Source organism: Actinoplanes xinjiangensis (assembly GCF_003148685.1).
Lineage (GTDB): Bacteria > Actinomycetota > Actinomycetes > Mycobacteriales > Micromonosporaceae > Actinoplanes > Actinoplanes xinjiangensis.
In genome coordinates, this window is record NZ_QGGR01000034.1 from 23,915 (window position 1) to 36,926 (window position 13,012).

Sequence of the window (13,012 nt, forward strand, 5' to 3'; positions counted from 1 at the left end):
TGCGGCGAGAGATCCTACGCAACGGCCCAGTGCCCCTGCCGTGGGCATGATCGAGCGGGCCTCCTACCCACAAGAATCCGATCGAGACTACCGGCGCCCGCCGCCGCGCGCACGCCCACGCCGTCCGCATCACACCTATCCGCGGGTTCTTCCGTTCGCCGCACAGGGCGCGGGCACGCCGCGTAGATTCTGAAGGTCATGAAAGCGAGACGATTCGGCATCGCGCTGCTGCTGGTCACGGCGGTTCTGGGCCCGGTCGCCCCGGCGCCCGCTCTCGCCGCGCCGGTCGACGGGCGCCAGTTCAAGCAGGGTTACCAGGATGGTTTCGACCGGGGCATGCAGGCCGCCCGGACCGACTGTGCCAAGCCGATCCGGGCGCAGACCTACGAGGCCACCGACTACACCCGCGGCTTCGCCCTCGGTTTCGACCGGGGCTTCGAGGCGGGCGCGGAGGAGTACTGCCGGCCCGCCTAGTTCCAGAAGACGGCCACCGCGGCATTCACCACGGTCAGCGTGATGATGCCCATGAAATGTCCCTTGTTGACGTCTTCACGCTTGCGCGAGAAGAACACCATGATGAAGATCAGCACGGCGAAGAGTGCCTTCACACCGAGCTTGACCGGGCTCGGTTCGAGGACGCCGCCTCCGCGCAGCGGCGCCGCCAGCGCGATGCCACTGGCGAGCTGGATGATCGAGCCCCAGAGCATCGCCGGGTTGATCCGGAACCTGCCGGACACGAACTGGGTGACGGCGCCGCCGAGCAGCAGGGCGAAACCGACCAGGTGAATGAAGAGAAGAATCAGCCGCAGTGCTTCCACCTGCCGAAGCTTGCCAGGGCGATCACCGGTCGATGACCTCGGGGGTACGCCGGGTGAGCAGCGGTTCGGCCAGGAAGAGGGCGAGCGCGGCCAGCGCGAGCAGCCCACCGGCGAGCGCGGTGGCCCTGGCCCCGGAACCGTCGAGCACCCCCGCGCCGAGCAGCGAACCGGCCGCGATGCCGACGTTGAAGGCCACCGAGTTGCCGGCCGAGGCCATCTCGGTACTGCCCGGCGCGACGTCGAGGACCCGGTTCTGCAGCGCCGGCGTGAGCGCGCCGATCGCGAACCCGGTGACGGCCACCAGAACCACGGTGGCCGCCCGGTCCTGGGCGGTGAGATACATGGTGATCAGGCCGGCGGCGAGGACGGCCCCCGATCCGGTGACGGCGCCGCGCGGCCAACGGTCGGCGGCCCAGCCACCGGCCGCGATGCCGCCGAAATCGGCGATCCCGCGGGCGAGCAGCAGCGGGGCCAGCGCGGCCGCCGCGAAACCGGTCACCTGCGTCAGATACACCTCGGTGTACGTGAACGACACGTACAGCCCGGCCACCGACAGCGTGGTGACGGCGACGAGGATCGCGTACCGGCGGCGGTCCGGGTGCGTGCCGGCGGCGGCGTGCGTGGCCGCGACCTCGACGGCCGGCATGCCCGCGGCCAGGGCGGCGAACGCGGCGAGCGCCAGGGCGGACAGGGCGAGGAAAGCGGCCCGCCAGCCGTACTGCTGACCGATCCAGGTGCCGGCCGGCACGCCCAGCATCGGGCCGAGGGACGCGCCGGCGAACACCACGGCGTTCACCCGGCCCCGGACCGCGACGTCGAACATGGCCGCCACGACCGGGGCCACCACCGCCCAGAAGATCGCCTGGGAGAGGGCGGCCAGCAGACGGGCGCCGAGCAGGACCGGGTAGGACGGCGACACGGCGGAGAGCAGGTCGGCCAGCGCGAGCACGGCCGACAGGACGATCAGGAGGCGGCGCCGGGGGACGTTCCGGGTGACGTACGTCAGGGGGATCGTGACCACGGCGACCGTCACGGCGTACCCGGTGATCAGAAGACCGACCGCCTGGGGTGGGACGCCGAGGTCTCCCGAGATGAGCGTCAGGATGCCGACCGGCATCGTCTCCGTGGCGACGTAGCAGAACGCGGCCGCCGCCAGCGCCAGAAGGCTCCCCACCGGCCCACCGTATCGACGCCCGGCCGCTTGCGGGACATGGATACGCTTCGCTGTCACGGGGATCGGTGACACATCCGGTGGCAGGAGGATCCGATGACACCTCGACCGTGTACGGACGGCACGTTGCGGCATCTGTCCGTGGCTCTGGAGGACGCCCCCGGCGAGGACGGCGGGAGCATCGGGCTCACCCTGTGTTCGGCTCCGGGGCGGCCGGTCTGGGGCCACGATCAGTGGGCGATCGACATCGCCTACGACATGCACCTCACTGACACGCGCGTGGACATCACCACGCTGCCGGCGTGCGCGGAGTGCCTGCGCGTCGCGGGCCTCCCGGCCGGTCCCGGCACGCCACCGCCGCCGCGGGGGTGATCGAGGCGGTCAGTCACCGGGCGGCCGGCAGGAGCAGGGTCTTCCCGGGCAGACGGCCGTTCTCCGCCTCCTCGTGGACGGCGGCCAGGTCGGCGAGCGGTCGCCGGGCGGCGATGGTGATGCCGACCGCACCGGTGGCGACCAGGTTCAGCAGGGCGGCGAGCTGCGCGGTGTCGTTGCGGACGATGAAGTGCCGGGCCCGGAAGTCACCGGCCGGCAGCCAGGCGGCCGGGGTGGTCGCGGAGACCAGCACCCCGCCGGCCCGGATCAGCGCGGTGTGCCGCGGCTCGGCCGGGACGAGATGGAGGAAGGCGTCCACCGGCCCGGTCGGCGGGTCGACGTCACGCGACGGTGAGACGGCGACGACGTCCGCGCCCGCGTGCCGGGCCAGCTGGACGGCGAACCGGCCGATCGTGCCGGTCCCGTTGATCAGGACGCGCTGCCCGGCGGTCACCGCGGCGTGCTCGAAGACGGCCTGCCACGCGGTGAGCCCGGCGATCGGCAGGGCGGCCGCCTCCGCGAGGTCCACCTCGGACGGCACGCGGACCAGCACGTCCGCCGGGGCGACCGCGAAGTCGGCGGCGGCGCCTCCGTCGAGGCGGCCGATCACCCGGTCCCCCACGGCGAGGCCGGAGGATCCGGCCGCCACGACGGTCCCGGCGACATCCAGACCCATGGTGTACGGCAGATCGAGCGCGACGACCGACCGCAGCAGCCCACGGCGCAGACCGGCCTCGGACGGGTTGAACGTGGTGGCCTCCACCCGGAGCAGGACCTCGCCGGGACCCGGGACGGGCGGCTCGATCTCGTCGTCGTGGATCACCGGGGGTCCGCCGTACCCGTGCATGCGCATCGCTCTCATGACAGCACCGTAGGCAGAGCCGCCGAGACGATGAATACTTCACGGTCTCGCTTTCCTGTGCGATCGTCTCGGCATGGACGTGCTCAGTGACGTGCTCGCCGTGATGCGCACCGGGCGGGCCCGATCGGCACTGGTGGCGTGGCAGGCGCCGTGGGCGCAGGAGTTCGCGCCGGTGCCCGGGGCGGCCGGTTTCCACGTGATGCTGCGCGGGTCCTGCGTGCTGCTGCGGGACGGGGCCGAGCCGGTGCGCCTGGCCGAGGGCGACATCGTGTTCCGTGCCCACGGGGACGGGCACGCGCTCGCCGATGCGCCCGGCACCCGGCCGATCGCGCCGGCCTGCGCCCCGGCCCCGGCGGGCGGACCACCGCCCCGGGCGGGCGCCGGCGCAACCGTCACGCTGTGCGGGGCGTACGAGCTGGATCCGGACCTGGTGCACCCGCTGGTCCGGGACCTGCCGGATCTGATCCACGTCCCGGCCGGGTCGGATCCGCGGCTGGCCGCCGTCGTCGACCATCTGGCGGCCGAGCTGACCGAACCCGGCCCGGGCAGCGACGCCCTGATCCCGGCGCTGCTCGACACCATGCTCGTGCACCTGCTGCGTACCTGTCTGGGCGGGCGGCACCGGACCGGCTGGGCCGCGGCCCTCGCCGACCCGGTGACCGCCGCGGCTCTGCACGCCATGCACCGCGAGCCGGGCCGGAACTGGACGGTCGCCGGCCTGGCCGCGACGGGCGGGCTGTCGCGGGCGCCGTTCGCCCGCCGGTTCACCGGTCTGCTCGGCCGGCCGCCGCTGACCTATCTGACCTGGTGGCGGATGACCATGGCGGCCGGGCTGCTGCGGCGCACCGACCTGACCGTCGGAGCGGTCGCCGGGCGGGTCGGCTACGGTTCCGAATTCGCGTTCGCGGCGGCGTTCAAACGCCGTTTCGGGATGCCGCCGGGCCGGTATCGTCGCCGGCCCGGCGGCGCCGATCAGGAGATCGACCGGTAGACGGGGACGAAGCCTAGGCCGGTCCCGGCGGCGGAGAACACCTCGATCCTGCTGACCACCCGGCCCGGCGTGATCACCGCGACGGGAGGGCCCGTGTCAGTCGGTCAGCGGCCCCGCGAAGGCCGCCGGTACGCTCTCCGGCTCGATCGGCCGGCAGAGGTGGTAACCCTGCCCGTAGTCGCAGCCCAACTCACGCATCGCCAGGTGCTGTGCCGCCGTCTCGACGCCCTCGACCACGGTGCGCAGCTTCAGGGCGCGGGCCAGTTCGACGACGGTCCGGATGACGGCGAGGTCGGCGGTGGTGGGTTCGGCCCGGCTGATGAACGCCCGGTCGATCTTGAGTTCGTCGACCGGCAGCCGCTGCAGGTAGGACAGCGACGAGTAGCCGGTGCCGAAGTCGTCGATGGCCAGGCCGACGCCCAGGTCACGCAGGTCGGTGAGGCTGGCCACGGCGGTACGGGGGTCACTCATCAGCACCGACTCGGTGAGTTCGAGGGTGACCGCGGCGGCCGGCAGCCCGCAGTCGGCGAGGGTCCGCTCGACGTCGGCGGCGAAACCCGGATCGACGAGTTCCCGGCCGGACACGTTGACGTTGAGGGTGAGTTCGGGGATGGTCCGCCGCCACCGGGCCGCCTGTGCCCCGGCGGTACGCAGCACCCAGCGGCCGATGTCGGCGATCATGCCGTTCTCCTCGGCGAGCGGCAGGAACCCGGCCGGCGGCAGGAACCCGGAACCGGGACGCGACCAGCGGATCAGCGCCTCGACGCCGGTGGCCCGGCCGCTGTCGAGCCGGATCAGCGGCTGGTAGAGCAGCCGGAACTGGTCGGCGGCGAGCGCGTGCCTGAGGTCGGCGGTCAGGGTGAGCCGGGCCAGGGCCTCGGCGTGCATGGCCGGCTCGAAGACGACGACCTTGCCGGGGCCGTCCTTCTTGGCCCGGTACATCGCGACATCGGCGTTGCCGAGCAGGTCGTCGGCGTCGAACCCGGAGGTGCCGGTGGCGATGCCGATGCTGGCGCCGATGAACACGTCGCGTCCGGCGATCCGGAACGGGCGGCGCAGCGACTCGATGATCCGCCACGCGACCGGGACCGCGTTCTCCGCGCCGGTGTCGTCGAGCAGCACCGCGAACTCGTCGCCGCCGATCCGGGCGCCGGTGTCGACCGGCCGCAGGCAGTCCCGGATCCGGGCGGCCACGTGGCCGAGCAGGTCGTCGCCGGCCCGGTGGCCGAGGCTGTCGTTGACCGCCTTGAACCGGTCCAGGTCGATGAAGAGGACGCCGGTCGGCGCGGTGGTGTGCAGCTTCTCGGCAAGGATCTCCAGGAACAGCACCCGGGTCGGCAGGCCGGTCAGCGAGTCGTGCCGGGCCTCGCGCAGCGACTGCACGAGGGCCAGGCGTTCGGCGGATTCGCGTTCGCGTTCGGCCCGTAGCCGGCGTTCCGCGGTGAGCAGGGCGATGTTGGACAGGGCGAGGCCGAGGGTCTGTGCCATGGCCTGGAGGAGCTGCCGTTCCTCCGGATCGAGCGGGTCGCCGGCGCGGGCCACCATGAGGAGGCCGCGCGGTTCGGTGCCGAACCGGGCCGACCCGATGTTGAGGTCGTCGAGCCCGGGTAGCGACAGCACGGCCTGCGGACCGGCCGGCAGGGCGACGTCGAGCAGGTCCCGGTCGACGCCGCGGGCCACCTCCACCCGGTCGCCGCGCAGCACCGCACCGACCTCGGCCTCCAGGACCTCGGCGGCGCGTTCCACGGCGAGAGTGATGGCGCCGCGTTCGTCCTGGGATTCGCAGACGGCGGCGAAGAACTCGGTGAGCTGATGTGTGGACCAGTGGTTCACGTCGACCCCTTCAGGACAGCGCGAGCGTGACCACGGTGAAGTGGTGCATGCCCAGCGCGCCACGGACCCGGGCGATCTCACCGGTGGTGTAGAAGCCCCCGAACGGCACATCCGGCATCGCCTTGGCGATACCGTCGTTCTCCGACCCGACCCCGTCCTCGCCGATGGCCACCCGGCGGGCCGCACAGTCGAAGACGAGCGCCCCGAGCGCCGGGCCGCCGTCGAGCGTCTGCAGGGCCTGGGCCCCGGACTGTCCGGCCGCGTCGGTGAGCGATCCGGGGTCGCTCTCCATCAGCCAGACCAGGGCGCCCTGCGGCACATCGGCCAGGCAGAACACCGAGCGGTCGTCCCGGTCCCCGTCGTGGATGACCCGGATGTCCTCACCGCTGCGCCGGGAGAGACCGAGCGGGTGCAGGAACGCCGCGTGCCGGAACGCCTCGTCGTCGTCGAGGATCGACTCGTCGACACCGAGCCGCCGCAGGAAGACGTCCAGGGCCGGTTCGCCGTCCAGTTCGTAGACGCGACCCTCCCGGCTGCTGGTCACGATCATCGCGTCGCCCTGTTTGCGCCACCCGTGGGCGATGCCGACACCGAGCGGCGCGTCCGAGCCGACGGCCACGCCGACGACCGCGTCGGAGAGGATCTCCACCCCGTCGCGGCCGCCGTGGAACTGATAGGTGCGCACGTAGGTGAGGTGGTCGCCGGCGCAGCCGCCGACGAGCGGCACGGCGGCACCGGCCACCGAGAAGGCGCCGCGCACGATCTCGTGCTGGTTGCCGGTCAGCCCGTCGCAGAGCATCAGCAGCGCGCGGTGCGGCTGGTCGACGGCGCCCAGGCAGGAGGCGGCCTCCACCCCGGCGTCACGCAGGCGGCCCGAGACGTTGCGGGACACATGGGTGCGTACGGCGAACCCCGCCCCGCCCCACGCGGTCACCGAGACCCCGTCCCGGCTCACCGCACCGCCCCCGAGCTGCCCCGACGTGCTGCACCCGACGATCACGGTGTCGGCACCGGCCCGCGCCCGGATGCCGTCGAACAGCTCCGGCACGTGATAGCCGACCGAACAGAAGACGAACACCACCACGGGTGTACGCCCGTCGAGCGCGGCGGCGGCCGCTTCGGCTCCGGCCGCGGCCGGATCGGTCAGGGTGCTGTGTCCCGAGCCGAACCAGCGGCCGTCCAGGTCAACGCGATCCATGCCGCAGCGAATCGGCACCCCGGGGCCGGACCTGAGATCACCTGGACGATGTCGACCGGACGGCCGGAGGCGAGGCGCCCGGTCAGGAGACGGAGACGTGGTAGCGGGCGCGGATGAAGTGGCCGAGGCGGGCGGCGAAGTCCTCGATCGTGGCGGCGGCGGCATGGCGGGAGTCCCAGACGGCGCGCAGCCGGATGGAGAGCCGGTGGCCGCCGGTCTCCACCGCCAGCGGGATCAGTCCGAACCGGGGGTCGTCGGAGGCGACCGCAATACCGCGGCCGGCGGCGGCCAGCGCCTGGGCGACGGTTCCGTTGGCGGCTTCGATGACCGGTCCGTACGACCGGTCGCTCGACGCGGCATCGAGCGACTGCCGGGCGGTGAAGGTCGGCGGTAGCAGGATCAGGGACTCGTCCAGCAGTTCGGGGAGGGGGACACCGGTCCGGCCGGCCCACGGGTGGCCGGCGGGGACGTAGGCCCAGACCGGCAGGACCGCGAGTGGCATCTGGTGGAGCGGGGGTGACGCCGGGATCGTGCCGATCGCCAGGTCCGCGCCCAGCCGCAGGGTGTCGGCGGGGTTCCGGCCGTCGGCACCGAGGACGTCGATGGTCGGATCGTCCGGCGCCAGGGTGGCGATGAACGGGGCGACCACGTCGGTCAGGGTCACCGTGGGCGCGCCGATGGTCAGTCGTTCCAGTCGGCCGAGGGCGTGGAAGGACGCCGCCACCCTCAGGGCGTCCGCGCGTTGCAGCAGGTCACGAGCCTGCGGCAGGAGTGCGCGGCCGGTCGTGGAGAGTTCCGTCCGGCCGGCCGAGCGGTCGAAGAGCGGCACGCCGAGGTCCTTCTCGAGCTGGCGGAGCTGCCGGGAGAGGCCGGGCTGGGTGAGGTGCAGCCGGGCGGCGGCACCGCTGACCGTGCCGGCTTCGGCGGTCGCCACGAAGTATCGGACATGGCGCAGCTCCATCATGCCTCCCCGGCATAGTCAGGCTGCCGTCACGGTAATGGACGGGCATGGCCGGCGGCCCGAGACTGAACGGCGTGAACATGGATGCGGTGACATTCGAGGTCGTCGACCCGGCGACCCTGGCGGTGGTCGCCACCGTGCGGGACATGGGCATCGCGGATGCCGTCGATGCGGTCGACGCGGCCTCCGCGGCGTTCCGGTCCTGGTCCAGGACTCCGCCGCGCCGTCGCTCGGAGATCCTGTACCGCGCGTTCGAGCTGATGATCCGCGATCGCGACGATCTCGCGGAACTGATCAGCCGGGAGAACGGCAAGTCGCTGACCGATGCGGCCGGTGAGGTGACCTACGCCGCCGAGTTCTTCCGCTGGTTCGCCGAGGAGGCGGTGCGGCCCGGAGGCGACTTCGGTGAATCGCCGGCGGGCGGCACCCGTACCCTCGTCACGCACCGGCCGGTCGGTGTCGCCGCGCTGGTCACGCCGTGGAACTTCCCGGCCGCGATGATCACCCGCAAGATCGGCCCGGCGCTCGCCGCCGGCTGCACCGCCGTGGTCAAACCGGCCGCCGAGACACCGCTCACCGCCCTGGCCGTCGCCGCGCTGCTCGCCGAGGCGGGCCTCCCGGACGGCGTGCTCACCGTGGTCACCACCACCGGCTCGTCCGGTGTGGTCGGCGCGTGGCTGGATGACGAGCGGGTCCGGAAGATCTCGTTCACCGGCAGTACCGCCGTCGGCCGGGTGCTGCTGCGGCACGCCGCCGACCGGGTCGTGAACTCGTCGATGGAGCTGGGCGGGAACGCGCCGTTCATCGTCGCGGACGACGCCGATCCGGAGGCGGCCGTCGCCGGGGCGATGATCGCCAAGTTCCGCAACGGCGGGCAGGCCTGCACCGCGGCGAACCGGTTCTACGTGCACACGTCGATCGCGGCGGTCTTCGTGGCGCGGTTCGGCGCGGCCGTGGCGGAGCTGAGTGTCGGGCCGGCCTCCGCCGGTGCCGCGATCGGGCCGTTGATCAGTGCGGCCGCGCTGCGCCGGGTGACCCGCATCGTGGACGAGGCGGTCGCGGCCGGTGCCCGGATCAGCCATCGGGCCGCCCTGCCGGACGCGCCCGGTCACTTCTACCCGCCGACCGTGCTCGTCGACGTGCCGGCCGACGCGGCGATCCTGCGGGAGGAGATCTTCGGGCCGGTCGCGGCGATCACCACCTGGTCCACCGAGGACGAGCTGCTGGACCTGGTCAACGACAGTGAGTACGGCCTGGCCGCGTACGTCTTCTCCGGTGATCTGGCCCGTGCGCTGCGCCTCGGTGAGGCGATCGACGCCGGCATGGTCGGCGTCAACCGCGGTCTGGTCTCCGACCCGTCCGCGCCGTTCGGCGGCGTCAAGCAGAGCGGTCTGGGCCGGGAGGGCGCCCGGGAGGGTCTGCGCGAGTTCCAGGAGACCAGGTACCTCAGCGTGGACTGGCCCGGGTAGCCGTCCCGCGGCGGCGGCCGGTGTGGTGCGTGACGAAGGTCGCCGCCGTGGAGGTTAGCTTTGCGACCGTTCGGTCGTATAGCGTCGACGCCGATCAGGAACGGTTTCATCAGCGGGGGCACCAGATGACGCGCTACGTGGCGATCGGCGACAGTTTCACCGAGGGTCTGGGCGACACCCTTCCCGACGGCACCGAGCGGGGCTGGGCCGACCTGGTCGCCGCCGGCCTCTCCGAGATCGCCGACGGCCCGGTGGAGTATGCGAATCTCGCCATCCGCGGCCGCCTGCTCGAACCGATCGTGACCGACCAGCTCGAGGCCGCCCTGGCGCTCACCCCCGCCCCGACGCTGATCACCTTCAACGGCGGCGGCAACGACATGCTGCGCCGCGGCGTGTCACTGGACCGGCTGATCGAGCTGACCGAGCGGGCCGTGCGGCGCTGTGCCGACGCCGGGGTCCGGCTGGTCGTGCTCAGCGGCGCCGACCCCGCCGACCACCTGCCGTTCGGTGCCACCTTCCGGCAGCGCGGCGAGATCCTGACCGCCGCGGTGGCCGAGCTCCTCCCCCGTTACGACGTGACCTTCGTCGACTGCTTCCGCGACGTCGAGCTGCGCCGCCGGGTGTACTGGTCGGTCGACCGTCTGCACCTCAACGCGGCCGGTCACCGCCGGGTGGCGTCCCTGGTGCTGGGCGCCCTGGGCCACCCGGCCCCGCCGCACACGCTCGACCCCGGCCCGGCACCGGCCTTCCGCATCCTCAACGAGGCCCGCTATTACGGCGAGCACGTCCTGCCGTGGATCAACCGGCGGCTCCGTGGCCGCTCCTCGGGTGACAACCGCCTGCCGAAGTTCCCGACCTGGACTCCGATCACCGCCTGACGCTCATCGAAGCGCCACCGATTCGTCGCCCAACCTGCGTTGTCGCGTCCGCCACCGGCGCGAAATCCTGCAGGCCGATGCGTCAATCGGAGGACCGATGTCCGGGCTGCGTATTTCCGTCGTCATTCCCGCGTACAACGAAGAAGCAATGATCGGCGCCTGCCTGGAGGCTGTTCTTTCGCAGTCCCGGGCCGCCGACGAGGTGATCGTCGTCGACAACAACTCCACCGACCGGACCGCGGAGATCCTGCACGGCTTCCGGGACCGGGTGATCGTTCTCCGCGAGGAACGCCAGGGGGTGCAGCACGCCCGCAACCGGGGCCTGAACGCGGCGACCGGAGATGTGATCGTGCGCATCGACGCGGACACCCGGCTGCCGGCCAACCACCTGACCGCGGTGGAGGCGACGTTCGGTGATCCGTCGGTGGACGCGGCGACCGGGCCGGTCCGCTACTACGACGTGACGCTGCCACGGGTGGCGGCCCGGGGCGACGCGCTGATCCGCGGTCTGTGGACGGTTCCGAACGGGCGTCTCGACTGGGTCTTCGGGGCGAACATGGCGATCCGGCGGCCGATCTGGCTGGCGGTGGCGGCGACCCTCTGCACCGACGAGCGGTTCCACGAGGACCTGGATCTCGGTATCCACCTGCGGGAGGGCGGCTATGCGGTGCGGTACGCCCGGCGGCTGGTGGCCGGGACGTCGTCACGCCGGGTGAAGGGCGATTTCGCCGGGTTCCGGCACTACCTGCTGATGACCGAGCGCGGGTACGCCCGGCACATCGGCCGGTTGCGGCGTGGATCGTACGTCCGTGCCTGGATGACCGCCCGGTTCCTGCTGGCGATGTATCCGATGATGCGCTGGCTGCACACCGACCATCACCGGCGGCACGAGCTGCCCGTGGTGGTGGCCCGCAAGAACCCGATGGCCGGCGTCTGCGACTGACCGTCGCTGAACCGCGGGCACCCCCGCTCACGTAACCACGTCCGTCGGCTTCCCCCGGCCGTCGACGCACAAAGGAGTGCATCGTGAGCCCTGAGCAGCACATCTCCGTCTTCGATCTGTTCTCCGTCGGCATCGGCCCGTCCAGTTCGCACACCGTGGGACCGATGCGGGCGGCCCGCCTCTTCGCCGGCCGTCTGGCCGGAGACGATCACGTCGCCACGGTTCGTGCCGAGATGTTCGGGTCGCTCGGGGCCACCGGGCACGGGCACGGCACGCCGAAGGCCGTACTGCTCGGTCTCGAGGGTGACACTCCGGAGACGGTGGACGTGATCACCGCGGATGCGCGTGCCGCGCGCATCCGGGCGGACGGCCGGTTGCGGCTGCTGCGCGAGCGCGAGGTCGGCGTCGACCTGGTGCTGCACCGCCGTAGGGTGCTGCCGGGGCATCCCAACGGGATGCTGTTCACGGCGCTGCGCGCCGACGGCTCGGAGATCTCACGCCGGACCTACTTCTCGGTCGGCGGCGGGTTCGTCGTCGACGGCGCGACCACGGATGTGGTACGGCCTGCGCACACGACCGTCCCCTACGTCTTCGGCACGGCCGCCGAGTTGCTGGCGCACGCCGGCAGCACCGGGTTGTCGATCTCCCGGCTGATGCTGGCGAACGAGGGCGTGCAGCGTACCGAGTCGGAGATCCGGGCCGGCCTGCTCGACATCTGGCAGGTGATGAGCGACTGCGTGGACGCCGGCCTGTACGCCGAGGGTGTGCTCCCCGGCGGCCTGCGGGTGCGCCGGCGGGCCGGGGCCACCGCCCGTCAGCTGCGGGTGGCCGGGGACCGGGCCGAGCTGGCGATGGAGTGGCTGACCGTCTACGCGATGGCGGTGAACGAGGAGAACGCGGCCGGCGGCCGGGTGGTGACCGCGCCGACGAACGGGGCCGCCGGGATCATTCCGGCCGTGCTGCGTTACTACCTGGACTTCGTGCCCGGCGCGGACAAGGAGGGCGTGGTCCGGTACCTGCTGACGGCCGGTGCGATCGGCATGCTCTTCAAGCGCAACGCCAGCATCTCCGGTGCCGAGGTCGGCTGTCAGGGTGAGGTCGGCTCGGCGTGCGCGATGGCCGCGGCGGGGCTCGCCGAAGTGCTCGGCGGGACACCGGAGCAGGTGGAGAACGCCGCCGAGATCGGCATGGAACACAACCTCGGCCTCACCTGCGACCCGGTCGGCGGGCTGGTCCAGATCCCCTGCATCGAACGCAACGGCATGGCCGCCGTCAAGGCCGTCACCGCCGCGCGGATGGCGTTGCGCGGCGACGGCCGCCACCACGTGTCCCTCGACAAGGTCATCAAGACCATGAAGGAGACCGGCGCCGACATGAAGGACAAGTACAAGGAGACGTCCCGCGGCGGCCTGGCCGTCAACGTCACCGAGTGCTGACGGGTCTCCGGCTGGCTCTCACCGCTGTCTCGACGCCCGTGAGACAGCGGTGAGAGCCAGCCGAGTTCTTGACAAGAAAG

Annotated in this window: 13 protein-coding genes; 7 read left to right on the forward strand and 6 right to left on the reverse strand. The window is 72.4% G+C overall.

Translation table 11 applies throughout. The features are described 5' to 3' along the window. The first annotated feature begins 198 nt into the window (after positions 1 to 198). The gene (locus BC793_RS42115; protein WP_109602238.1) at positions 199 to 474 is read left to right on the forward strand and encodes a hypothetical protein; all 276 of its coding nucleotides are present in this window, start codon (positions 199 to 201) and stop codon (positions 472 to 474) included. Here BC793_RS42115 and BC793_RS42120 read toward each other — a convergent pair. Together BC793_RS42120 and BC793_RS42125 are read right to left on the reverse strand one after the other, a co-directional pair. Then, positions 471 to 818 carry a hypothetical protein gene (locus tag BC793_RS42120; RefSeq protein WP_109602239.1) on the reverse strand — a complete coding sequence of 116 codons (348 nt, stop codon included), beginning with the start codon at positions 816 to 818 and terminating at the stop codon, positions 471 to 473. The genes BC793_RS42115 and BC793_RS42120 overlap by 4 nt on opposite strands. A gap of 22 nt (positions 819 to 840) precedes the next feature. After that, entirely contained in the window at positions 841 to 1,992 is a 1,152-nt protein-coding gene (locus BC793_RS42125; RefSeq protein WP_158319539.1) for an MFS transporter, read from the reverse strand. Between the two features lie 93 nt (positions 1,993 to 2,085). Between BC793_RS42125 and BC793_RS42130 the strand changes: the two genes are divergently transcribed. Continuing rightward, positions 2,086 to 2,361, forward strand: a complete 276-nt coding sequence (locus tag BC793_RS42130; protein WP_203896588.1) for a hypothetical protein — start codon at positions 2,086 to 2,088, stop codon at positions 2,359 to 2,361. Positions 2,362 to 2,374: 13 nt separating this feature from the next. Here the strand turns inward: BC793_RS42130 and BC793_RS42135 are convergent, their stop codons facing one another. Then, positions 2,375 to 3,223 (reverse strand): NADP-dependent oxidoreductase, encoded by an 849-nt coding sequence (locus BC793_RS42135; RefSeq protein WP_109602241.1) that lies wholly within the window; start codon positions 3,221 to 3,223, stop codon positions 2,375 to 2,377. A gap of 73 nt (positions 3,224 to 3,296) precedes the next feature. Here BC793_RS42135 and BC793_RS42140 point away from each other — a divergent pair, with 73 nt between their 5' ends. Beyond that, positions 3,297 to 4,214 (forward strand): AraC family transcriptional regulator, encoded by a 918-nt coding sequence (locus BC793_RS42140; RefSeq protein WP_109602242.1) that lies wholly within the window; start codon positions 3,297 to 3,299, stop codon positions 4,212 to 4,214. A gap of 96 nt (positions 4,215 to 4,310) precedes the next feature. Here the strand turns inward: BC793_RS42140 and BC793_RS42145 are convergent, their stop codons facing one another. From BC793_RS42145 to BC793_RS42155, 3 genes are all read right to left on the reverse strand, one after another. Next, positions 4,311 to 6,047, reverse strand: coding sequence for a putative bifunctional diguanylate cyclase/phosphodiesterase (locus tag BC793_RS42145; RefSeq protein WP_109602243.1), 1,737 nt, complete (start codon positions 6,045 to 6,047; stop codon positions 4,311 to 4,313). Between the two features lie 10 nt (positions 6,048 to 6,057). Then, complete coding sequence (locus BC793_RS42150; RefSeq protein WP_109602244.1) at positions 6,058 to 7,245, reverse strand: FIST signal transduction protein; 1,188 nt, start codon at positions 7,243 to 7,245, stop codon at positions 6,058 to 6,060. A gap of 82 nt (positions 7,246 to 7,327) precedes the next feature. Continuing rightward, a complete protein-coding gene (locus BC793_RS42155; RefSeq protein ID WP_109602285.1) occupies positions 7,328 to 8,206 on the reverse strand; it encodes a LysR family transcriptional regulator in 879 nt (292 codons plus the stop codon). Positions 8,207 to 8,286: 80 nt separating this feature from the next. On the opposite strand from BC793_RS42155, the gene BC793_RS42160 reads away from it, so the two are divergent. The 4 genes from BC793_RS42160 (at position 8,287) to BC793_RS42175 (ending at position 12,932) form a co-directional block, all read left to right on the forward strand. Further along, on the forward strand, positions 8,287 to 9,675 hold the full coding sequence (locus BC793_RS42160) for an NAD-dependent succinate-semialdehyde dehydrogenase (RefSeq protein ID WP_109602286.1): 1,389 nt from the start codon (positions 8,287 to 8,289) through the stop codon (positions 9,673 to 9,675). Between the two features lie 125 nt (positions 9,676 to 9,800). Beyond that, the gene (locus BC793_RS42165) at positions 9,801 to 10,553 is read left to right on the forward strand and encodes an SGNH/GDSL hydrolase family protein (RefSeq protein ID WP_109602245.1); all 753 of its coding nucleotides are present in this window, start codon (positions 9,801 to 9,803) and stop codon (positions 10,551 to 10,553) included. Between the two features lie 97 nt (positions 10,554 to 10,650). Next, positions 10,651 to 11,496 carry a glycosyltransferase family 2 protein gene (locus BC793_RS42170; RefSeq protein WP_109602246.1) on the forward strand — a complete coding sequence of 282 codons (846 nt, stop codon included), beginning with the start codon at positions 10,651 to 10,653 and terminating at the stop codon, positions 11,494 to 11,496. A gap of 83 nt (positions 11,497 to 11,579) precedes the next feature. After that, positions 11,580 to 12,932 carry an L-serine ammonia-lyase gene (locus BC793_RS42175; RefSeq protein ID WP_239170626.1) on the forward strand — a complete coding sequence of 451 codons (1,353 nt, stop codon included), beginning with the start codon at positions 11,580 to 11,582 and terminating at the stop codon, positions 12,930 to 12,932. The last annotated feature ends 80 nt before the right edge of the window (positions 12,933 to 13,012 follow it).